The following is a 23067-nucleotide window of genomic DNA, read 5'->3' as shown; positions in this document are numbered from 1 at the left end:
GATGTACGGGCCCGAGGCCGAGGCCGACCCCAGGGGCCTGTACGAGAAGCTGCGCGCCGAACACGGACCGGTGGCGCCGGTGCTCGTCCACGGCGACCTCCCGGCCTGGCTGATCCTGGGCTACCAGGACAACCTGGACGTGGCGCGCACCCCCTCGCGGTTCACCCGCGACTCCCGCATCTGGCGCGACATGCGCGAGGGCCGGGTCACCCCGGACAACCCGTTGACGCCGGTCGGCACCTGGCAGCCGATGTGCACCTTCATGGACGGCGAGGAACACGAGCGGCTGCGCGGCGCGGTCACCGAGAGCCTGGCCCGGTTCGACCGCCGCGGCGTGCGCCGCCATGTCACCCGCTTCGCGCACCAGTTGATCGACGGCTTCGCCGGTACCGGCCGGGCCGAGCTGGTCAGCCAGTTCGCCGAGCACCTGCCGATGCTGGTGATGACGCAACTCGTGGGCATGCCCGAGGAGTACGGGAACCGCCTGGTGGAGGCGGCCCGGGACCTGGTCAAGGGCACCGCCACCGCGCTGGCCAGCAACGACTACATCGTCGCGACGCTGCGCCACCTGGTCGCGCGCCGACGGCAGGCCCCCGCCGAGGACTTCGCCTCCTGGCTGATCATCCATCAGGCCGGGCTCAGTGAAAGCGAGTTGGTGGAGCACCTGCGGCTGGTACTGATCACCGCGTACGAGTCGACCGCGAACCTGATCGCGAACACCCTGCGGGTGGTCCTCACCGACCAGCGGTTCCGCCTCTCGCTGGCCGGGGGGCGGATGACGCTGCCCGACGCGGTGGAGCAAGTACTGTGGGACGACCCGCCGTTGACCACCATCCTGGGCCGTTGGGCCACCGGTGACACCGAGCTCGCGGGCTGGCAGATCAAGGCCGGTGACCTGTTGCTGCTCGGCCCGGCCCCGGCCAACGTCGATCCGGCCATCCGGCCCGACCTGGCCGCCCCGGTGCACGGCAACCGCTCCCACTTCTCCTTCGGCGGCGGTCCGCACGAGTGCCCGGGGCAGGACATCGGGCGGGCGATCGCCGACACCGGCATCGACACGCTGCTGATGCGGCTGCCGGACGCCCGGTTGAGCGTCCCGGAGGAGGAGCTGCGCTGGACCTCGTCGCTGATTGCCCGTCATCTGGTGGCGCTGCCGGTCGAGTTCACCCCGGTGAAGCCCCCCGCTCCGGCCCCGGCTGCGCAGGCGGCCACCCCACCGGTGGCGCCGTCCGCTCCCGACGACCCGGCTCCCGGCGTCCGGACCGGCTGGTGGCGGGCGCTGACCGACTGGCTGACCGGCCGAAGTCACTGACCGCGCCCCGCCGCGCCACCGCCGGGACCGGCTGGGCGTCGGCGCGTCCGCCCGGGCGGCCCGCGTCGGTGGCCGCCCGGGCTGCCTCGCGGACCCGGCGGGCGAGCAGCTCCACCACCGCCGGGTGGACCCCGAGCGGGTCGGCGGCGGCGTCCGCCCCACCGGCGCGGACCCGCTCGGCGAACAGCCCCGGGGCCAGCAGCCAGGCCGCGACCGACACCCGGTCGGCGCCGCCCGCCCGGGCGTCGGCGACCGCCTCGGCGATGGTGGGCAGCGCGGACGCGGCCCAGCCCACGGTCACCGGCCGGTCCAGCAGCCGGCTCAGCGCCTGTGCCGCCGCGACCGACTCGGCCCGGGCCGCCGGGTCCCGGGAACCGGCCGCGGCCAGCACCACCGCGTCGCCGGGCCGGGCGCCCGCCTGCGCCAGCCGGTCGGCCAGCGCCACCGCCAGCGCCGGGTCGGCGCCCAGCGGCGGGGTGGTGATCGTGTCGTCCCGACCGGACAGCCGGACCTGCTCCGGGAGGTCGCTGCGGACGTGGTAGCCGCTGCCCAGGAACGCGGGCACGAGGACCGGGGTCCGCCCGGCCGGGGCCCGCCGCAGCACCTCGGCGACGGTCGGACCGTGGATGTCCGCGTAGGCCGGGTGCACCGGCAGGCCGAGCCGGGCGGCGAGGGCGGTGGCCAGCGTCCGGGTGACGTCCGCCCCGGCCGGGTCGCGGGTGCCGTGCGCGGTCAGCACCACGAACGGGCGCCCGGCAGGCCGGGCGCGGTCAGTCCCGGACACCGGGGCGCAGGTAGACGGTCCAGGTCAGCGCCAGGCACAGGCTGTACGCGCCGAGGAAGGCCAGGTATGCGGCGTCGCCGTTGTGCGCGCTCAGGAAGGACTGCCGGATGGCGAGGTTGACCAGCACCCCGCCGAAGGCGCCGATCGCCCCGGCGACCCCGATCAGCGCCGTGGCCCGGCCCTGCGCGGTCCGCTCGGCGACCGCCGGGTCGGTGCCCGCCAATACCGCGGCCCGGGCCCTGGACTGGAAGATGGCCGGGATCATCTTGTACGTCGAGCCGTTGCCGATGCCGGAGAGGACGAACAGGGCGGTGAAGCCGACCAGGAACAGCGGCAGCGAGTGCTGCCGTGAGGCGACCACGACCAGCCCCGCGCCGACCGCCATCGCCGCGAAGTTCCAGCAGGTCACCAGCGCGCCGCCGAAGCGGTCGGCCAGCGCGCCCCCGAGCGGGCGGGCCAGCGAGCCGAGCAGCGGGCCGAGGAAGGTCAGGTAGGCGGCCTTGACCGGGGTGTCGAACGGCTGGTGGAACTGCACCTGGAGGACCTGCCCGAAGGCGAAGCCGAAGCCGATGAACGAGCCGAAGCTGCCCATGTACAGCGCGGACATGACCCAGGTGTGCGGCTCGCGGCAGATGTCGCGCAGCGCGCCGGTCCGGGTCCGCGGGACGTCCAGGTTGTCCATCCGCAGCGCCGCGCCCAGCGCCGCCAGCACGATCAGCGGCACGTAGACCAGCGGCAGCAGCCGCGGGTGCGCGGCCCCGGCGGTGGCCAGGATCAGCAGGCCCACCAGCTGTACGGCGGCCACGCCGATGTTGCCGCCGCCCGCGTTCATGCCCAGCGCCCAGCCCTTGAGCCGCTGCGGGTAGAAGGCGTTGATGTTCGCCATCGAGGAGGCGAAGTTGCCGCCGCCGACCCCGGCGACCGCCGCCAGCAGCACCAGCTCGGTGTAGCTGACGCCCGGTCTCAGCAGCACTCCGGTCAGCACGGTCGGGACCAGCAGCAGCAGCGCGCTGGTGAGCGTCCAGTTGCGGCCGCCGAAGCGGGCGACGGCGCCGGTGTACGGCAGCCGCAGCAGCGCGCCGGTGGCCGTGGGCACGGCGGTGAGCAGGAACTTCCCGGCCGCGTCGATGTGGTACTGCGGTCCCAGGAAGAGCACCAGCACCGACCACAGGCTCCAGACGGAGAAGCCGATGTGCTCCGACAGGATGGAGAGGACCAGGTTGCGCCGGGCCACCCGGGCGCCGGTCCGCTGCCAGAAGTCCGGGTCCTCGGGTCGCCATTCGGCGAGGGTGCGGGTGCGGGCGGCGACCGGGCCGGCGGTGGCCGGGTCGTGGACGGTTGCGCTCATGCGGCCTGCCTTCGACGGGAGGGGGTGTCGGCGAGTGCTGACGGTCACTCACGCTACGCAGCGGAGGTTTCCAGGATCGCCGACGGCGGACACGGGGGTGCTACGGCTCGCGCACACCGCCCGGCGGCCTCGGTGAGGGAGGCCGCGCGGGCCTCCCCCGGGCCCGGCGACCGGCTCAGTCCCGCAGCCGGATCGGCCAGGTGCGCAGCGTGCTGCTGCCGCCGTCGGGCACCTCGTCCGGGTCCAGGCAGGTGCCGTCGCGCAGGTCGAAGGCCTGCTTGTACATCGGCGAGATCAGCACCGGGATCTCGCCCCTGGTCCCGAGCAGGCTCCGGGCCAGCACGTACGCGCCGCTGAACGGGTCGCGGTTGTCGAGGGCGTAGAGCCCGCCCGCGCGGTCGCGGAAGGCGGCCACCTGCCGACCGTCGACCAGCAGCGCGGTGCCGCGTCCCGGCTCCAGGTCGGCGAGGGCGCAGACCCGGGTCCACCGCCGCCCGTCGTGGATCTCGACGCTGGCGGCCTCCGCCGCCCGGCGGGTCGGCTGCTCGGTGATCGTGGACGTCATCGGGTACGTACCTCCAGCGAAGGGCCCGCGATCAGCGGTGCGGGCAGGGTGTGGCCGTGCTCGTCGGGGCGGGCGGGGCGGATCTGGTCGCGTTCCGGGACGAAGCGCACGGTGGTGTCGGGGACGTCGGGGGCGTTGGCGAAGGAGACGAAGCGGCGCAGCCGCTCCGGGTCGTCCAGGGTCGCCGCCCACTCGTCCTGGTAGGTGGCGATGTGCCGGGACATCAGCTCGTCCAGGTCGGCGCAGATGCCGAGGGCGTCCTCCAGCAGCACCGCCCGCAGGTGGTCCAGGCCGCCTTCGAGCCGGGCCAGCCAGGGGGCGGTGCGCTCCAGCCGGTCGGCGGTGCGGATGTAGAACATCAGGTAGCGGTCGATGGTGCGGATCAGCGTGTCGTGGTCGAGGTCCTTGGCGAACAGGTCCGCGTGGCGCGGGGTCATCCCGCCGTTGCCGCCCAGGTAGAGGTTCCAGCCCTCGGCGGTGGCGATCACCCCGAAGTCCTTGCTCTGCGCCTCCGCGCACTCCCGGGCGCAGCCGGAGACCGCGGACTTGATCTTGTGCGGCGCGCGCAGACCCCGGTAGCGGAGCTCCAGCTCGATCGCCAGCGCCACCGAGTCCTGCACGCCGTAGCGGCACCAGGTCTCGCCGACGCAGGACTTGACGGTGCGCAGGGCCTTTCCGTAGGCGTGGCCCGACTCGAACCCGGCGTCCACCAGCCGCCGCCAGATCAGCGGCAGCTGGTCCACCCGGGCGCCGAAGAGGTCGATCCGCTGGCCGCCGGTGACCTTGGTGTAGAGGCCGAAGTCGCGGGCGATCTCGCCGATGGTGATCAGCCCCTCGGGGGTGACCTCGCCGCCGGGGATCCGCGGCACCACCGAGTAGGAGCCGTTGCGCTGGAGGTTGCCCAGGTGGTGGTCGTTGGTGTCCTGAAGCGCGGCCTGCTCGCCGTCCAGGATGTGCCCCTGGGCGAGGCTGGCCAGGATGGAGGCGACGGCGGGCTTGCAGATCTCGCAGCCCTCGCCGCTGCCGTGCTCGTCCAGCAGCCGGGAGAAGCCGCTGATGCCCTTGACCCGGACGATCTCGTACAGCTCGGCCCGGGTGTGGGTGAAGTGCTCGCACAGCCCCCGGGCGACCTCGATCCCGCAGGCCTCCAGCTCGTCCCTGACGATGCCCTCGACCAGCTTGACGCAGCTGCCGCAGCCGGTGCCCGCCTTGGTGCGGGCCTTGACCTGGGTGACGCTGCCGCAGCCGCCGTCGCGTACGGCCGCGGCGATGGAGCCCTTGGCCACGTTGTGGCAGGAGCAGATGACGGCGTCGTCGGGCAGCGCCAACGGGCCGAGCGGCGCGCCGAGCCCGGCGGGCAGCACCAGCTGCTCCGGGGTGGCGGGCAGCGGCGTGCCGCTGATCGCCAGCGGGCGCAGCGCGGCGTAGGACTCGGTGTCGCCGACCAGGACGCCGCCGAGCAGCAGTCCCTCGGCGCTGATCACCAGCTTGCGGTAGACCCCCGTGCGGCTGCTGGCGTAGACGACGTCGAGCGAGCCCTCGGTGGCGCCGTGGGCGTCGCCGAAGCTGGCCACGTCCACGCCGAGCAGCTTGAGCTTGGTGGAGGTGTCGGCACCGGTGAAGCTGCCCTCGCCGCCCGCGAGTTGCCGGGCGGCGGTCTCGGCCATCGCGTAGCCGGGCGCGACCAGGCCGTACACCCGGCCGTCGACGGCCAGCGCGCACTCGCCGATCGCCCACACGTGCGGGTCCTCGGTGCGGCAGCGCTCGTCGACGACGATGCCGCCGCGCTCGCCGACCGCCAGTCCGCAGTCGCGGGCCAGCTGGTCCCGGGGGCGGATCCCGGCGGAGAAGACCACCAGGTCGAGGTCGAGCACGCGGCCGTCGGACAGGGTCATGCCGCGTACCCGCCCGTCGTCGCCGGTGTCGACGCTGCGGGTGCCGGCGCCGGTGTGCACCACGACGTCCAGCTCCTCGATCTTGCGCCGCAGCGCCTCGCCGCCGCCCTGGTCCACCTGGAGCGCCATCAGCCGGGGCGCGAACTCCACCACGTGGGTGACCAGCCCCAGTGCCCTGAGCGCCCCGGCCGCCTCCAGGCCGAGCAGGCCGCCGCCGACGACCGCGCCGACCCGGGCCCGGGCCGCGTGGTCGCGGATCCGCTCCAGGTCCTCGATGGTGCGGTAGACGTGGCAGCCCTCGGCGTCGTGCCCGGGGATCGGCGGCACGAACGGGTACGAGCCGGTGGCGAGCACCAGCGCGTCGTAGCGGACGGTGCGGCCGGAGCGGGTGGTGACGGTGCGGGCGGCGCGGTCGACGGCCTCGGCCGGGTCGTCCAGGCGCAGCTCGACGTCGTGGCCGTCGCGGCGCAGGCCGTCCAGGAAGGCGGCGGAGCACAGCGACAGCTCGTCGGCGCCGGTGCCGGAGAACCAGGAGGTCAGGTGCACCCGGTCGTACGCCGGGCGGGGTTCCTCGGCCAGGACGGTGATCCGCCAGGGCCGGGTGCTGTGTTCCGCGACTGCCTCCAGGAAGCGTTGGCCGACCATGCCGTGTCCGACCAGGACCAGGTGCTGAGGTGTCACGGACGGGCTCCTCGGGGTGTGGATGCGGTGCCCGGGCCCCGGGATGCGCGGGCCGGTGCGGCCCGGGAGTCCGAGCCATGTCACCCAGCGTCAACGCCGCGCGTTTCCGGGCCGGGTCGCCCGTGTTGCCGCGGCGGTACCAGTCCCTCACCGCGACTCCCCCCTACGGTGACCGGGACGACATCTGCCGTATCCCTGAGGTCGACGCGCTAACGCGGGCGTGACGGCGGTGCAACAACGGTGAAACGCCGGTGCCGCAGCCTTCACGACATGACAACTGGTCACACATCCGACACCGGTCCGCCCGGGTCCGCCGAGCCCGACCCGCAGGCCGACCCGCAGGCCGAGCCGCCGGGCGACCCGCTGGCGGGCCTGCTGACCGGCTTCACCATCGGCGTCACCGCCGCGCGCCGCCGCGAGGAGCTGTCCGCTCTGCTCACCCGGCGTGGCGCGCGGGTGGTCGAGGCCCCGACGGTGCGGATCGTGCCGCTGGGCGACGACCGGGCGCTGCGGCAGGCGACCGACCGCTGCCTGGCGGCGCCGCTGGACTACGTGGTGGCCACCACCGGGGTCGGCTGGCGCGGCTGGATGAGCGCGGCCGACGGCTGGGGCCAGGGCCGGGGCCTGGCCGACGCCTGCCGGGACGCGGTGGTGCTCAGCCGGGGCCCGAAGGCGACCGGCGCGGTCCGGGCCAGCGGCCTGGGCGAGTCCTTCTCCCCGCAGAGCGAGGGCACCGGCGAGCTGCTGACCTGGCTGCTCGCCCGGGACCTGCGCGGACGCCGGATCGCGGTGCAGGAGCACGGCGCGCCGCTGGACGGCTTCGTGGCCGCGCTGCGGGAGCGCGGCGCCGAGGTGATCTCGGTGCCGGTCTACCGCTGGGGCCCGCCGGAGGACCCGGACGCGGTCCGGCGGCTGGTCGAGCAGACGGTACGGCGCGAGGTCCAGGCGATCGCCTTCACCAGCGCCCCCGCCATCACCGGCTTCCTGGACGCCGCGCACACGCTGCGGCTGCACGCCGAGGTGCTGGGCGCGCTCGGCGCGGGCGCGCGGGAGGGCGGGGTGCTGCCGGTCTGCGTCGGACCGCTGTGCGCCCGGCCGCTGGAGGAGCACGGCATCCACCCGCTGTGCCCGGACCGGGGCCGACTCGGCTCGCTGGTCCGTTCGATCACCCTGGCCCTGCCCGCGGGCAACCGCGAACTGCGGCTCGGCGAGCACCTGCTGGTGCTCCAGGGCAACGCGGTGCTGGTCGCCGGGGAGTGCCTGTGGCTGTCGCCGACCCAGGCGGCGCTGCTGCGGGTGCTCGCCGACCAGCCCGGACGGGTACTGAGCCGGGCCGAGCTGCTGCGCCGGGTGTGGGTCGGCAGCAGCGCCGACGAGCACGCGGTGGAGGCCGCCGTCGCCCGGCTGCGGGCCGCGCTCGGCCCGTACGCAGGCCTGGTCCGCACGGTGCTCAAGCGCGGCTACCGGCTGGCCGCCGACTGACGCGCGGACCGGTCCGGCGGCGCCGGTCGGCGCGGCTCACGCGCCCGACGCCGCCGCGTGCGGTAGACGTAACCACCGGCGACCCGGCCGCGTGACCTTCGCGCAACGGCTGCTTCCTAGGGTGCGTCCGGTGGGGTCGGCCCACTTGATCCGATGGGGGTATCCGTGACGACACCGGCTCCGCAGACCGCTGCGGTCAGGACCGTCTGCTCGTACTGCGGTGTGGGCTGCGGACTGGTCCTGGAGGTCGCCACGGACCCCGGGACCGGACGCCGCAGGGTGACCCGGGCGTCCGGCGACAAGGCCCACCCGGCCAACGCAGGACGCCTCTGCACCAAGGGCGCGACCAGCGCGGACCTGCTGGCCTCCGACTCCGGACGGCTGACCGCCGCGCTGGTGCGGCCCGAGCGCGGCGCGGAGCCGACCGAGACCGGTGTGGACGCGGCGATCACCGCGACCGCGCGGCGGCTGCGGCAGGTCATCGACACCCACGGACCGGACGCGGTGGCGTTCTACGTGTCCGGGCAGATGACGCTGGAGGCGCAGTACCTGGCGAACAAACTGGCCAAGGGCTTCGTGCGGACCAACCAGATCGAGTCCAACTCCCGTCTGTGCATGGCCAGCGCGGGCAGCGGCTACAAGCTGTCGCTGGGCGCGGACGGCCCCCCTGGCTCGTACCGGGACTTCGAGCACGCCGATGTCTTCTTCGTCATCGGCGCCAACATGGCCGACTGCCACCCGATCCTGTTCCTGCGGATGATGGAGCGGGTGAAGGCGGGCGCGAAGCTGATCGTGGTGGACCCGCGGCGCAGCGCCACCGCCGCCAAGGCCGACCTGTTCCTCCAGGTCAGGCCGGGCACCGACCTGGCCCTGCTGAACGGCCTGCTGCACCTGCTGGTCCGTGACGGCCACACCGACCGGGCCTTCGTCGAGCGGTTCACCGAGGGCTGGGAGGCGATGCCGGAGTTCCTGGAGGACTACCCGCCGGACCGGGTGGCCGAGCTCACCGGCCTGGCCGAGGCGGACATCCGGCAGGCCGCGCGGTGGATCGGCGAGGCCGGGGAGTGGATGAGCTGCTGGACGATGGGGCTGAACCAGAGCACCCACGGCACCTGGAACACCAACGCGTTGTGCAACCTGCACCTGGCCACCGGCGCGATCTGCCGCCCGGGCAGCGGCCCGTTCTCGCTGACCGGCCAGCCGAACGCGATGGGCGGCCGGGAGATGGGCTACATGGGCCCGGGCCTGCCGGGTCAGCGCTCGGTGCTGGACGCCGAGGACCGGGCGTTCACCGAGTCGCTGTGGGGCCTGGAGCCGGGCACCCTGCGCACCGACGTCGGCCAGGGCACGGTCGAGCTGTTCTCCCGGATGGCCGAGGGCGGGATCAAGGCCTGCTGGATCATCTGCACCAACCCGGTCGCCTCGGTCGCCAACCGGCAGACCGTCATCGACGGGCTGCGCGCCGCCGAGTTCGTGGTCACCCAGGACGTCTACGCCGACACCGAGACCAACGGCTACGCCGACGTGGTGCTGCCCGCCGCCATGTGGGCCGAGACCGAGGGCGTCATGGTCAACTCCGAGCGCGACCTGACGCTGCTGCGGAAGGCCGTCGACGCTCCCGGACAGGCGCTGCCCGACTGGCAGTTGATCGCCAGGGTGGCCGCCGAGATGGGCTACGCCGAGGCGTTCGACTACGGCAGCGCCGAGGAGGTGTTCGAGGAGATCAAGCGGGCGTGGAACCCGAGGACCGGCTACGACCTGCGCGGCGTCAGCTACCAGCGGCTGCGGGAGACCCCGGTGCAGTGGCCCAGCGCCGACGCCGAGGGCGGCGACCGCAACCCGATCCGCTACCTGAACGACGGCGCCGCCGGGCTGCCCCCGGCCGAGCGCGCCGACGGCAGCCGCCCCCGGCTGCTGTTCCCCACCGCCAGCGGGCGCGCCGTGTTCCACCCGCGTCCGCACCTGCCCGCCGCCGAACTCCCGGACGACGACTTCCCGTTCGTACTGAACACCGGCCGGTTGCAGCACCAGTGGCACACCCTGACCAAGACCGGCCGGGTGGCCAAGCTCAACAAGCTGAACCCGGGCCCGTTCGTAGAGATCCACCCTCGGGACGCGCGGGAGTTGGGCGTCGCCGAGGGCGACCGGGTGCAGATCGCGTCCCGGCGCGGCCGGGCGGTGCTGCCCGCCGTACTGACCGACCGGGTGCGGCCGGGGAACTGCTTCGCGCCGTTCCACTGGAACGACCTGTTCGGCGAGAGCCTGGCCCTGAACGCGGTCACCAACGACGCGGTCGACCCGGTCTCGTTCCAGCCCGAGTTCAAGTTCTGCGCGGTGAGCCTGACCAGGGTCGCCGCCGCAGTACCGGCCGAACCGGCCGCGCCCGCCGCGCCCGCCGCGCCCGCGTCGCCGGGCTCCGCGGCGGGAGGCGAACCGGCCACCGACCCGATCACCGCGCTGGGCGGCCTGCTGGGGCTGGAGGCCGTGGCACCGCCGGTCTTCACCGCTGAGGAACGCCTCTACCTGTCCGGCTTCCTCACCGGCCTCGGCAGCGTCGAACGCCCCGTCGGCACCGCCGCCGTGCCGGTGCTGCCGGGGTCGGCGCCGGTCGCCCCCGAGCGGGCCCACTGGGTCAACGGACTGCTGGCCGGGGTGTTCTCGCGCACCGCGCCGAACCCGGCCGCACCGCCGACCGCCGCCCAGGACGACGCGGACGCCGCGCGGCGGGAGGTGGTGGTGCTGTGGGCCTCGCAGACCGGCAACGCCGAGGCGGCGGCCGGGGCCGGCGTCCGGCGGCTGGCCGAGGCGGGCTGGCAGCCCCGGGCGCTCAGCATGGACGACTGCACCCCCGAGGTGCTGCGCCCCGGCGCCATCGTGCTGGTGGTCACCAGTACCTTCGGCGACGGCGAGCCCCCCGACAACGGCGCGGCCTTCTGGCAGGCGCTCAGCACCGGCGACCCGGCCGGGGCGAGCGGCCTGCGGTACTCGGTGCTGGCCCTCGGTGACTCCAGCTACGACGACTTCTGCGGCCACGGTCGCCGGATCGACCAGCGGCTGCACGATCTGGGCGCCACCCGGCTGGCCCCGCGCACCGACTGCGAGCCGGACTTCCAGCAGGACACCGAGCAGTGGCTGAACCAGGTCCTCACCGCCCTGGCCGCCATCGGCCCCGACAGCCCGGCGTCCCCCGCGGCGAGCACCGCCCCCGCCGCACCCGCGACGCCCGCCGTGCCCGGGACGCCGCAGACCGGGAACGGCTACTCCAAGGCCTCCCCCTTCGCCGCGCTGATGGTCGGCAACCGGCTGCTCAACCTCCCCGGATCGGCCAAGGAGATACGCCAGTTCGCCTTCGACACGCGTGGCGGCGACCTGGGCCACCTCAGCTACCAGGCCGGGGACGCCCTGGGCGTCTGGCCGGCCAACTCCGCGCGGTTGGTGGAGCAGTGGCTGGCGGCCACCGGTCTGGACCCGGCCGAGCCGGTCGTCCTGTCCGGCGCGGGCGAGCTCCCGCTCGGCGAGGCGCTGCGCCACCGGCTGGAGATCGCCCGGATCACCCCCGACCTGCTCCGCTTCGTCGCCGAGCGCAGCAGCGACCGGGGCCTGCGGCAACTGCTCCGCCCGGACAACAAGGGCGAGCTGGCGAAGTGGAGTTGGCGCCGCCAGGCGGTCGACGTGATCATCGGCCACCCGGTCCGGGCCGGCGCCGGGGAGTGGGCTGCCGTCCTGAAACCGCTGCAACCGCGCCTCTACTCCATCTCGTCCAGCCCGCTCGCCCACCCGCACGAGGTGCGGCTCACCGTCTCCGTCGTGCGCTACCGCAACGAGCGGGGCGACCCGCGTACCGGGGTGTGCTCCGGCTACCTGGCCGACGACGCCAACGACGGACCGGTGCCGGTCTTCGTCCAGCGCTCCGCGCACTTCCGGCCGCCCGCCGACCCGCGCACCCCCATGATCATGATCGGCCCGGGTACCGGGGTCGCGCCGTTCATCGGCTTCCTGGAGGAGCGCCGGGCCCGTGGCGCCACCGGCCGCAACTGGCTGTTCTTCGGCGAGCAGCGGCAGGCCACCGACTTCTACTACCGCGACGAACTCACCGGCTTCCACCGCTCGGGCCACCTGGACCGGCTCGACCTCGCCTTCTCCCGCGACCAGCGGGCCAAGGTCTACGTCCAGGACCGCATGCGCGAACACGGTCCGCGCCTGTGGGACTGGCTGAACGACGGCGCCCACGTCTACGTCTGCGGCGACGCCACCCGCATGGCCAAGGACGTCGACCGCACCCTGCGCGAGATAGCGGTCGCCCACGGCGGCCTCGACGAGGAGCAGGCCGACATCCACATCCGCCAACTCGCCGCCGACCGCCGCTACATCCGCGACGTCTACTGACCCAGCCCTTGCCGAACACCTCGTCCATGCAGGTGGGATGGGCTTTCGGTGTCTGCTGAGGTCGGCGTACCTGGGCATCACGAACACGTTCGCGTCGCTGCTCCAGGGCCGGCCGGGGGAGGCGCTGCGCCGGGTGCGGCTGGCAAAGGCAGGACATGCGGTGTGAGAGTCGTTGGTCAGAGCCTGCGCCAACGGGCGCAGGCGAAGGAGAAGACGCCGAACAGGACCAGGCCCAGGGCGACCAGGACCAGCAGCCAGGGGCCGACCGGGGTGTGAGCGAAGCTGTGCAGGGTGGCGTCCATGCCCTTGGCCTGGTGCGGGTCGAAGCGGACGGCGGCGACCACGATGAACACCCCAGCTCCGACGAAGACGGTCCCGCGAGCGGTATTGCCGCCCATGCCCAGGGCGGTCACGGCCTTGCGGGTGCGTGCGCTCATCGTGGCGGTGTCCAGCTTCTTGAGGAACGTGCGCCGGATGGCGTTGACCACGACGCCTACGCCAACCCCGAAGACGACGGCTCCGGCGATTCCCACCAGGACCTGGCCGCCGGAGAGCTTGAGCGCGGAGGCGGTCCAGTCCTGGGACTTGGCGTCACTGCCCGACTGGCTCCCGCTCCCCGCCGCGTAGGCGGCGGTCCCCCAGCACACCGAGGCGTAGAACGCCGCGCGGCCGGCGCTGAGGACCCGGCTGCCGGTCTTCTTCTGACCGCCCTCTCCCAGCACCGCCAGCGAGGCGCGCCACAGGGTCATGCACGCGAAACCGACCACCAGGATCCAGAGCATCGTCCGGCCGAAGGGCTGGGAGGCGACCTGGTGGAGCGCTCCCTGACGGTCCGCCTCGGCACCGCCCTTGCCGAACGCGATCTCAAGTGCGAGGACACCGATCAGTACATAGACCACTCCCCGGGCCACGAAGCCCGCGCGGCCCGCGGCCCGCAACGCGCCCTTCTCACTGGGGTGCCGGATCGACGTAGGGGAAGAATGGCGGCGGTCGCCCGCACCGGTGCCTCCCCTGTGTGCGTGCGAAGACGCCACGATGACCCTCCCTCAGGGTTCGGGTGCGCCGCGCGCACCGCTCTGTTCACGTCTGCCCGAGCGAGGACAGTGCACGCGCTCGAAAACCCAGTCGCTTGTGCGGAGCCGATCGGGGTATCCGGCGGGCATGGGACGACTGGAGAAGCTTGATGTGCGCCTCTTCGAACGCGTGGCAGCGGCGCATCCACGCGGCCTGGACTCTGTCCTACCGCGCCTGGGACGCACCGCCGATCACGGAGTACTGTGGCTGGCCGGGGCCGCGGCGCTCGGGCTCTCACGCAACCGCGGCGCCCGCCGCGCCGCCATGCGTGGCATCGGCTCCCTCGCCATGGCGTCAATGGCCGCCAACGTCGTCGCCAAGCAGCTCACCGGTCGCCGACGCCCAGCCACCGACACCGTGCCGATGGCCCGCCGTTTGCTGCGTCCACCGATCACCACCTCGTTCCCGTCCGGGCATTCGGCCTCCGCTGCCGCCTTCGCCGCAGGGGTCACGCTGGAGGCACCGTGGCTGGGCGCCGCGGCCATCCCGTTGGCGGCAGCAGTGGCCGCTTCGCGCGTCTACACGGGAGCCCACTACCCAGGGGACGTGATCGCCGGAGCGGCGCTGGGCACGGCGATGGCCGCGCTCACGCTGCGGTGGTGGCCCCTGCGCGACGACTCCCCCGCCAAAGCCGCTGGTGCCTGGGTCGACGTGCCGGCGCTGCCTGCGGGCCAGGGCCTGATCGTGGTGGTCAACAGCTCTTCGGGCAGCTCCCACAGCGTGGCGTCGGAGCTACGCGCCCAACTGCCCCAGGTGGACCTGCGGGTCCGCGAGGAGGACCAGGACCTGCGGGCTCTGCTCGAACAGGCCGCGACCGACGTGCAGGCTCGCGGAGCCGTCGGTGCGCTGGGCGTCGTCGGCGGGGACGGCACCGTCAACGCCGCGGCGTTGGTCGCGGCAGAGCGTCGGCTCCCGCTCGCGGTCTTCCCAGGCGGCACCTTGAACCACTTCGCTGCTGACCTGGGCATCTTCACCCTGCGCGATGCGGTCACCGCCGTCCAGGAAGGCCACGGCGGATCCGTGGACCTGGGCCGGGTGACCCCGGCGGGCCCAGCGGGCGGTGAGGAGAGCGAGCCGGAGGCGGCCTACTTCCTCAACACCTTCAGCATCGGGGCCTATTCGGAACTGGTGCGTGCCCGCGAATCGTTGCAGAAGTACCTCGGCAAGTGGCCCGCGCTGGGAGTGGGGTTGGTGAGGGTGCTGGCCCAGGGCAAACCCACGCGCGCGGTCGTTGACGGAGTGGAGCGCAATCTCTGGCTTCTGTTCGCGGGCAACGGCCGCTACGACCCGCCGGGCTTCGCCCCCACGTTCCGTCGCAGTCTGGACGACGGAACGCTTGACATCCGCGCGGTCGACGGCAGCCATCCCCTCGCCCGCACCCGACTGGTGGCGGCCTTCCTCACCGGCACCCTTTCCCGGTCGCGGGTCTACCAGGCAGCGACTGTCTCACACCTGCGCATCGACGGCATCAACCGGGAGGGCATCAACCGAACGGCGCACTACTCCCGCGACGGGGAGATAGCTCCCGCCACCGAGACCCTGATCCTGGACAAGGCACCCCACGCCCTGAACATCTACCTCCCCCACCGTGATCCCGCCTGATCTCCGTGCGTGCTGAGGCCGCGGCATCAGCTGCTGGTACGTCAGCACCAGGTAGGAGGGGACCGCCAGGCTGCGGAAGCGTTGCTGTAGCGTACGCAGGGCGATCCGGGCCTCCAGCCGGGCCAGTGGCGCACCGAAGCAGAAGTGAATGCCGTGGCCGAAGGTCAGGTGCGGATTGGGGTGGCGCCCCACATCGAAGACCTCGGGCGCCTGGAAGTGGGCCGGATCGCGGTTGGCGGTACCGAGACGGGCCATCACCAGGGAATCGGCCGGAAGTTCCTGTCCGCCGAGGACCACGGGCCGGGTGACGCGGCGCCCCAGTTCGGTGCGTCGCCGAGTAGGTCGCCACCGAACAGGATGCTCGCCCACTCCTGGAAGAGCCGGTGCTCCTCGGCCGGAACGCCGAGCAGTCGGGCGATGACGACGATGGGGAGCGGATAGGCCAACGCGTCGACCAGATCGAACCGGTCGTGGTCGAGCACGACCTGCGGACCATCGCGGTCGCGGACTGGATCATCGGCCTCGGGCCGGGCGCCGGAACTGCCGGTGGACGCGTCGTCGCCGAGGGCGTCCCCCACGACGTCGCCCGCTCCGGCGACACCCCGACCGCCACCCACCTGCGCGGCTACCTCGCGGCGCGGACCCGCTGACCCGCTCCCGGCCTGTCCCGCGGATCGCCGACCGGGCCGACACCCAGGAGGCGGCCCTCCGCTCTCGCCGGTCGGCCGCTCAGCGCACGTTCACGCCGATGAGGCAGGTGTCGTCGTCGGTGTCGGCGCGGCTGTGCAGCAGGAGGTGGTCGAGCTGCCGATCGACGGCGGCCGGGTCACTGACCGCGGGTGCGGACCTGGCCGTCTCCAGGAGTCTGCTGATGGAGTCCTGCACGGAGCAGTCCCGGCGCTCGATCAGGCCGTCGGTGTAGAGCAGGATGGCGTCTCCGCTCTCCAGCAGCATCTCGCCCTCCTCGTAGTGCGCCTGATCTGTCGCGCCCAGGAGGATGCCCTGGACGTCGGGGAAGGTGAGGGCGCCGCCGTCGCGCAGGAGTACCGGCGGGAGGTGTCCGGCCCTGGCCCATCGCAGGCGGCGGGTTTCCGGGTCGTAGATGCCGCAGACCGCGGTCGCGGTGACGTTGTCGGTCAGGTGGTGGGTGACGGTGTTGAGCCAGGACATGAGTTGGCCGGGACCGGCCCCCGTGGCGGCCAGGCCGCGCAGAGCGTTGCGCAGCGCCACCATGCCGGTGGCGGCCTTGATTCCGTGGCCGGCGACGTCTCCCACGCACAGCAGAACGCGTCCGGTCGGCAGGGTGACCGCGTCGTACCAGTCGCCGCCGACCTTGTGGGTCGTCTCGGCGGGGCGGTAGCGGACGGCGACGCGCAGGTCGTGCAACTCCAGCGGGCCGCGACTGGGCGGCATGATGGCGTGTTGCAGTTGGAGAGCGAGCCGACTCTGTTCGGCGGCGTGTTGTTCGGTGTGGGCGAGCTGGTCACGGGTGGCGGCGAGGGCCACCTCGGTCCAGTGCTGGGCCGAGATGTCCTGGTAGGCGCCGCGGATGGCGGTGAGGTGGCCGCCGTGGTCCAGGACCGGCTCGGCCACGACCCGGATGTAGCGGCTGATGCCGTCGGCGCGTTGCAGCCGCAGGGCGGCGGAGGCGGGACGCAGGTGGTGCAGCAGCGTACGCAGGAAGCGTCCGACGGACTGCGCGTCGTCGGGGTGGGCATGTGCCGCGAGTTGGTCGAGGGCGACCGGCCGAGCCGCCGGCGAGAGCCCGTAGAGGTCGTAGACGCTGTCGCTCCACGCGGTTTCGCGAGGGTTGAGGTTTTCCTCGAAGCCGCCGATCCTCCCCAGGCGTTGGGCGTGCTGAAGCAGCCTGGCCACCTGCGGCGTTCCTTCGCTGAGCCTCCAGACGACCACGACGCAGGACCCTTGCCGACTCATGCTGACGGCCGCCTGCGTGTTCAGTGCGACCCCGTCGACCAGGGCGGTCAGGGTCATCCGCTCGGCACGGAACGGCTCGCCGGTGGCCAGGACGTGTTCGGCCTTCTCGTAGAGGCCCGCCGGCTCGGCGGACAGCGGATACGCCTCCAACAGGGTGGTGCCGTCGATGAGGTTGCGTGGACGTCCGGCGAAGTCGGTGAAACTCGGGTTGAGGTGGGCGATCCTGAAGTCCACCGGCGTGTCGGCCGGCCCGAGGAGGGGCTGCAGGACCAGACAGGGATCGCGGAGCCCGTCGCTGAGTTCCAGCAGTTCGGTGAAGCGGGGGTCCTGCGGCCGACTCGGGGAACGCGTGTCCGAAGTGGAGTGGGGTTCGAGCGCGGCCGCACCGAGCTGCGCCAGTACTTCGAACTGCCTTTGCAGCACCTGCGGTTGCTCCGGCAGCGGACCGGCCCAGCAGATCTCCAGGACCCCGGTGATGCGTCCGCCGGTGCCGGCGGGCACCGCCAAACGGCCGCCGCTGAGCTCCTGCTGCCCGATGGAGGGCAGCGAGGCGGCGCGGAGGGTGCTGTAGCTGGTCGCGACACGGTTGTTGAGGGCCTGGCGGGCCGGCGTGGGAACGCCCGGAGGGACATGGCGCCAGCGGGAGGGTTCCCGGGCGTTGAAGCCGGCACTGCCGACGAGCGACAGGGACTGGTCGGCGTGGGCGGCCCACAGCGCGACCGCGCTCGCGCCCAGGGGTTTCAGCGCGTGTTCCAGGATCGACTGGGCCACTGCCTGGGCATCACTGGCGGTCAGGGTGGCGACCTCGGCGCTTCGCAGGCGCAGACCTACCGAGGGCGCCGCGGGTTCGGCAGCCGCCGCGACGAACTGCCTTGCGATGTCCGCGATCTGGTCCCGGGAGGCCTGGTTGAGCAGGTCGGCGGCCAGTTCCAGGGTGGAGAGCCCGGCCTGCTCGGCCAGGTCCTCCAGCTGCCGTACCGCTTGCCCCGGAGTACAGCTCAGCCGCTCGACCAGTACGCCGGTGGCGAGTTCGACCAGCGTCCGACCGTCGGACAGGGCATGCGCCTGCGCCAGTTCCGCGCGCAACCACTCGACGGTGCCGGCCAGGCGGCCGAGGGCCCCCGCCTGCGACTCGTCGGGCGCCGCGGTCGGATACCGGGGGGCCGTCGGCTCGGCACTCGCTGAGACCGTTGGCCGAGACAGAACCCCCTGGCTTGGTGCGATCCCGCGGTCCCCGGGCTGGAAGCTCTGCACGGCGTGGCTCCTCGGTTGAGATGACGGCGGCTCGGGGCCCTAGGCGGTCAGGTGGCGCTTGATGCGCTCGATCAGCTCTCTCGCGTCCACGGGCTTGGTGACGTAGTCGCTCGCACCGGAGGCCAGGCTCTTCTCCCGGTCTCCGATCATGGCCTTGGCGGTGACGGCGATGATCGGCAGGGCGGCGTGCTCGGGCATGGTGCGGATCGCCGCGGTGGCCGTGTAGCCGTCCATCTCCGGCATCATGACGTCCATCAGGATCACGTCGATCTCAGGGTGTTCCGCAAGCGCGTCGATGGCGGTCCGACCGTTCTCCGCTTGCAGGACCCGAATGTTGTGGAGTTCCAGGATCCCGGTGATGGCGTAGAGGTTGCGGTCGTCGTCGTCGACCACCAGCACGGTGCGGCCCGCGAGCGAGCCGTCGACGTCCTGGGTGAACGCCCCGACACTGTCTTCGGCCCTGACCAGCGGAAGCACGTCGCCCGGCTGGTCGGCGCTGAGGTAGAGGGCGATCCGCTCGCGCAGTTCGTCGAGGCTGGAGATGACCTCCAGCGGCTGGGAGGCCTCCTGCTCCTGCAGGATCCGTTCCTGGTCGGCATCGAGCCGCCGGTTGCTGTGCGCCAGCACCGGTACGTCCTGCAGCACCGGGTCACGCTGCATGGAGGCGAGCAGTCCCATCGCGGCCCCGTCCGGCAGGCTCAGTTCGAGGACCACGCAGTGGCAGGGGGTGGCTGCCAGGGCGGCTGCGGCCTCCTGCGTGCCCACGGCGGTGATGATCTCCACACTGCCGCGCGCGTCGCTCAGCCGGGCATGGGCGGCGAGGTCGGCCGCGGCGCTCTCGGCGACCAGGGACAGCAGACCGCGTGCCTGTTCCTCGACGATCAGCAGACGCTTGGGCTGAGGCTGGACGGAGGCAGGCGCCGGGCCCGGTCCTCTCTCCCCGCCCGTCTCACCGCCCGATACGGACGTAGCCTCCAGCGCGGCCCTGGCGCTGTGCGCGCTCAGTTCGGCGAACTCGGGCCGGGCGACCGGCAGGTAGAGCGTGAAGGCGCTGCCCTCTCCCAGGACGCTCTCGGCCGTGATCGCCCCGCCCAGGAGGAACGCGATCTCCCGGCTGATCGACAGACCCAGGCCGGTGCCGCCGTACCTGCGGCTGGTCGTCCCATCGGCCTGCTGAAACGCCCCGAAGATGCCTTCCAGGTGCTGGGCGGCGATGCCGATGCCGGTGTCCACCACCCGGAAGGCGACCACCGGGCCGCCGCGCCGCGCCACCTCCGGCGCCCGCGACTCCTCGATCATCTCGATCTGCAGCTCGACGCTGCCCCTCTCGGTGAACTTCACCGCGTTGGAGAGCAGGTTGCGCAGCACCTGGCGCAGCCGGTAGTCGTCCGTGAGTAGCTCAGTGGACACATCGGGAGTCGTCCGGACCGAGAACGTCAGGCTCTTCTGGCTGGTCAGCGGCCGGAAGGTGGCTTCGACGTAGTCGAGGAGCTTGCGCAGCGGGATTCGTTCGGGATTGACGTCCATCTTCCCGGCTTCGACCTTCGACAGGTCGAGGATGTCGTTGATGAGTTGCAGCAGGTCCGAGCCCGCGGAGTGGATGATCCCGGCGTACTCGACCTGCTTGGCGGTCAGGTTCCGGGCGGGGTTCTGGGCCAGCAGCTGGGCCAGGATCAGCAGGCTGTTGAGCGGCGTGCGCAGCTCGTGGCTCATGTTGGCCAGGAACTCCGACTTGTACTTGGACGCCAGGGCGAGCTGGTGGGCGCGGTCCTCCAGCTCCTGACGGGCCTGCTCGATCTCCAGGTTCTTGGTTTCGATGTCCCGGTTCTGCGCCGCCATCAGCTCGGCCTTGTCCTCCAGCTCGGCGTTGGAGGACTGCAACTCCTCCTGGCGGGCCTGGAGTTCTTCGGACCGGGTCTGGAGTTCGGCGGTCAGCCGCTGGGATTCACCGAGCAGCTCGTCGGTCCGGGCGTTGGCGGTGATCGTGTTGACGTTGACGCCGATGGCCTCGCGCAACTGCTCCAGGAAGTCGCGGTGGACCTGGGTGAACTCCTGGACGGTGGCCAACTCGATGACGCCCAGGACCTGTTCCTCGACCACGATGGGCAGCACGACCAGGGAGATGGGCTCGGCACGCCCGAGGCCGGAGGAGACGGACACGTACCCGGCCGGCAGGCTGTCGACGGCTATCGTGCGCTTGCTGCGCGCGGCCTGACCGACGAAGGACTCACCCAGTTTGAAACGGGTCCCCGCGGTCCCGGCGGGGCGCGCGTAGGAACCGATCAGGTTGAGGTGGGTCTCCTTGCCGGTCTCCTCGGCCAGGTAGAAGGCGCCGTACTGGGCGGAGACCAGCGGAGTGAGCTCGTCCATGATCAGTTCGGCGACGACGGACAGGTCGCGCCGTCCCTGCATCAGGCCGGAGATCCGGGCCAGGCCGGACTTCAGCCAGTCCTGTTCCTCGTTGGCCATGATGGTCTCGCGGAGTGACTCCACCATGAAGTTGATGTTGTCCTTGAGGTCGGCGACCTCGCCGGAGGCATCCACGGTGATCGAACGGGTCAGGTCGCCGGCCGCGACGGCGCTGGTGACCTCGGCGATGGCGCGGACCTGCCGGGTGAGGTTCCCGGCGAGCTCGTTGACGTTCTCGGTGAGTCGCTTCCAGGTGCCGGATACGCCCTCGACCTCGGCCTGCCCGCCGAGCCGGCCCTCGCTGCCGACCTCCCGGGCCACCCGGGTGACCTCGGCGGCGAAGGAGGAGAGCTGGTCGACCATCGTGTTGATGGTGGTCTTCAGCTCCAGGATCTCGCCCCGGGCGTCGACGTCGATCTTGCGGGTCAGGTCGCCGTTGGCGACCGCGGTGGTGACCTGGGCGATATTGCGAACCTGGCTGGTCAGGTTGTGGGCCATGAAGTTGACGTTGTCGGTCAGGTCCTTCCAGGTGCCCGCCACGTTCGGCACGCGTGCCTGGCCGCCGAGCGTGCCCTCGGTGCCGACCTCGCGGGCCACCCGGGTCACCTCGTCGGCGAAGGCCGAAAGAGTGTCGACCATGGTGTTGATCACCCCGGCCAGCGCGGCGACCTCGCCCTTGGCCTCCACGTTGATCTTCTGTGACAGGTCCCCCTTCGCCACGGCGGTCGCCACCTGGGCGATGGAGCGGACCTGGCCGGTCAGGTTGGACGCCATGACGTTGACGTTGTCGGTCAGGTCCTTCCACGTCCCGGACACCCCGCGGACCGTGGCCTGCCCGCCGAGGTTGCCCTCGGTGCCGACCTCGCGGGCGACCCGGGTCACCTCGTCGGCGAACGCGCCCAGCTGGTCGACCATCGTGTTGATGGTCTCCTTCAGCTCCAGGATCTCGCCGCGGGCGTCGACCCTGATCTTCTGCGAGAGGTCGCCCTTGGCCACCGCGGTGGTCACCTGGGCGATGGAGCGGACCTGCGCAGTCAGGTTGTCGGCCATGACATTGACCGACTCGGTCAGATCCCGCCAGGTGCCGGAGACGTCCCGCACATCCGCCTGGCCGCCCAGCCGCCCCTCGGTGCCGACCTCCCGCGCCACCCGGGTCACCTCACCGGCGAACGAGGAGAGCTGGTCGACCATCGTGTTGATGGTGTCCTTGAGTTCGAGGATCTCACCACGAGCGGTGACATTGATCTTCTGCGACAGGTCGCCGTCGGCCACGGCCGTGGCCACCTGCGCGATCGAGCGGACCTGCGCGGTGAGGTTCCCGGCCATGAAGTTGACGGAGTCGGTCAGGTCCCGCCAGGTCCCCGAGACACCCTTCACGTCCGCCTGGCCGCCGAGGATGCCCTCCGTGCCGACCTCACGGGCGACCCGGGTCACCTCGTCGGCGAACGCGGAAAGCTGGTCGACCATCGTGTTGACGGTGTTCTTCAGCTCCAGGATCTCGCCGCGGGCGTCGACCGTGATCTTCTGGGAGAGGTCGCCCTTCGCGACCGCGGTGGTCACCTGGGCGATGTTGCGGACCTGGTCGGTGAGGTTCCCGGCCATGAAGTTGACGGAGTCGGTCAGGTCCCGCCAGGTCCCCGCCACACCAGGTACCTGCGCCTGGCCCCCGAGGCGGCCCTCACTGCCGACCTCGCGGGCGACCCGGGTCACCTCGTCGGCGAACGCCGAAAGCTGATCGACCATGATGTTGACGGTGTTCTTCAGCTCCAGGATCTCGCCCCTCGCGGCAACGTCGATCTTCTGCGAGAGGTCGCCCTTGGCCACCGCCGTGGCGACCTGGGCGATGTCGCGGACCTGGCTGGTCAGGTTGCCTGCCATCGCGTTGACCGAGTCGGTGAGGTCCTTCCAGGTGCCGGAGACCCCAGGCACCTCGGCCTGGCCGCCCAGGCGCCCTTCGGTGCCGACCTCCCTGGCCACCCGGGTCACTTCGGAGGTGAACAGGGAGAGCTGGTCGACCATCCCGTTGAACACGGTCGCGATCTCGCCCAGCAGACCGTCGGCGTCGCCGGGCAGCCGGGTACCGAAGTCACCGTCGCGCACCGCCGTCAGCCCCGCCAGAAGCTGCCGCAGCTCCGCTTCGCCTCCCTGCGGGTGCCCGGAACCGGCGGGGCCCTGCGCTCGGGGGGTGTGGGACTTGGCCGATCCAGCCATCGCGTATCGCCTCCATAGAACGCAGTTCCAAGGACGGCATCGCTCCCGTCCGGATGGGGTGCCGACCAAGCCACTCGGACCCCGCCGACGCTCGAAGAGCACCGCTCCAGGAGGCTACCCCACGCTCCG

Annotated in this window: 12 protein-coding genes and 2 pseudogenes; 5 read left to right on the top strand and 9 right to left on the bottom strand. The window is 72.4% G+C overall.

Features of this window, described 5'->3' with window-relative positions:
* Window position 1 precedes the first annotated feature (1 nt).
* Window positions 2-1312 carry a cytochrome P450 gene (locus GXP74_RS17145; RefSeq protein ID WP_370468553.1) on the top strand — a complete coding sequence of 437 codons (1311 nt, stop codon included), beginning with the start codon at window positions 2-4 and terminating at the stop codon, window positions 1310-1312.
* A gap of 160 nt (window positions 1313-1472) precedes the next feature.
* Here the strand turns inward: GXP74_RS17145 and GXP74_RS17140 are convergent.
* The 4 genes and pseudogenes from GXP74_RS17140 to nirB all read right to left on the bottom strand — a co-directional run.
* Window positions 1473-2051: pseudogene (locus GXP74_RS17140) on the bottom strand (sirohydrochlorin chelatase); the annotation flags it as partial.
* A 31-nt stretch (window positions 2052-2082) separates the two neighbouring features.
* Window positions 2083-3444 carry a NarK/NasA family nitrate transporter gene (locus GXP74_RS17135; RefSeq protein ID WP_182452338.1) on the bottom strand — a complete coding sequence of 454 codons (1362 nt, stop codon included), beginning with the start codon at window positions 3442-3444 and terminating at the stop codon, window positions 2083-2085.
* Between the two features lie 175 nt (window positions 3445-3619).
* Window positions 3620-4009: a nitrite reductase small subunit NirD gene (gene nirD, locus GXP74_RS17130; RefSeq protein ID WP_182452337.1), complete on the bottom strand. Its 390-nt coding sequence runs from the start codon at window positions 4007-4009 to the stop codon at window positions 3620-3622.
* Window positions 4006-6585, bottom strand: a complete 2580-nt coding sequence (gene nirB, locus GXP74_RS17125) for a nitrite reductase large subunit NirB (protein WP_182452336.1) — start codon at window positions 6583-6585, stop codon at window positions 4006-4008. The genes nirD and nirB overlap by 4 nt, the downstream gene beginning before the upstream one ends.
* Before the next feature lie 270 nt (window positions 6586-6855).
* Here nirB and GXP74_RS17120 point away from each other — a divergent pair, with 270 nt between their 5' ends.
* Both GXP74_RS17120 and GXP74_RS17115 read left to right on the top strand, forming a co-directional pair.
* Window positions 6856-8067, top strand: coding sequence for a uroporphyrinogen-III synthase (locus GXP74_RS17120; RefSeq protein WP_182452335.1), 1212 nt, complete (start codon window positions 6856-6858; stop codon window positions 8065-8067).
* Between the two features lie 153 nt (window positions 8068-8220).
* Window positions 8221-12453 carry a bifunctional nitrate reductase/sulfite reductase flavoprotein subunit alpha gene (locus tag GXP74_RS17115; RefSeq protein WP_182452334.1) on the top strand — a complete coding sequence of 1411 codons (4233 nt, stop codon included), beginning with the start codon at window positions 8221-8223 and terminating at the stop codon, window positions 12451-12453.
* A 176-nt stretch (window positions 12454-12629) separates the two neighbouring features.
* Here GXP74_RS17115 and GXP74_RS17110 read toward each other — a convergent pair whose 3' ends face one another.
* Window positions 12630-13490, bottom strand: coding sequence for a DUF1206 domain-containing protein (locus GXP74_RS17110; protein WP_370468552.1), 861 nt, complete (start codon window positions 13488-13490; stop codon window positions 12630-12632).
* Between the two features lie 124 nt (window positions 13491-13614).
* Here GXP74_RS17110 and GXP74_RS17105 point away from each other — a divergent pair, with 124 nt between their 5' ends.
* On the top strand, window positions 13615-15129 hold the full coding sequence (locus tag GXP74_RS17105; protein ID WP_182452333.1) for a bifunctional phosphatase PAP2/diacylglycerol kinase family protein: 1515 nt from the start codon (window positions 13615-13617) through the stop codon (window positions 15127-15129).
* A gap of 126 nt (window positions 15130-15255) precedes the next feature.
* Here GXP74_RS17105 and GXP74_RS40370 read toward each other — a convergent pair.
* Window positions 15256-15426, bottom strand: a pseudogene (locus GXP74_RS40370) (cytochrome P450); the annotation flags it as partial.
* Window positions 15384-15611 carry a hypothetical protein gene (locus GXP74_RS40365; RefSeq protein ID WP_225448768.1) on the bottom strand — a complete coding sequence of 76 codons (228 nt, stop codon included), beginning with the start codon at window positions 15609-15611 and terminating at the stop codon, window positions 15384-15386. The gene GXP74_RS40365 and the pseudogene GXP74_RS40370, both read right to left, overlap by 43 nt.
* Here GXP74_RS40365 and GXP74_RS17095 point away from each other — a divergent pair.
* Window positions 15600-15779: a hypothetical protein gene (locus GXP74_RS17095; protein WP_304940916.1), complete on the top strand. Its 180-nt coding sequence runs from the start codon at window positions 15600-15602 to the stop codon at window positions 15777-15779. The two genes, GXP74_RS40365 and GXP74_RS17095, sit on opposite strands and share 12 nt — an antisense overlap.
* 79 nt (window positions 15780-15858) lie before the next feature.
* On the opposite strand, the gene GXP74_RS17090 is transcribed toward GXP74_RS17095, so the two are convergent.
* Window positions 15859-18267, bottom strand: a complete 2409-nt coding sequence (locus GXP74_RS17090) for a SpoIIE family protein phosphatase (RefSeq protein ID WP_182456504.1) — start codon at window positions 18265-18267, stop codon at window positions 15859-15861.
* 90 nt (window positions 18268-18357) lie between these two features.
* Complete coding sequence (locus GXP74_RS17085; protein ID WP_182452332.1) at window positions 18358-22938, bottom strand: HAMP domain-containing protein; 4581 nt, start codon at window positions 22936-22938, stop codon at window positions 18358-18360.
* Window positions 22939-23067: the final 129 nt, after the last annotated feature.

The organism is Streptacidiphilus sp. P02-A3a (assembly GCF_014084105.1).
Classification (GTDB): domain Bacteria; phylum Actinomycetota; class Actinomycetes; order Streptomycetales; family Streptomycetaceae; genus Streptacidiphilus.
This window is presented reverse-complemented; position numbering and strand designations above follow the sequence as displayed.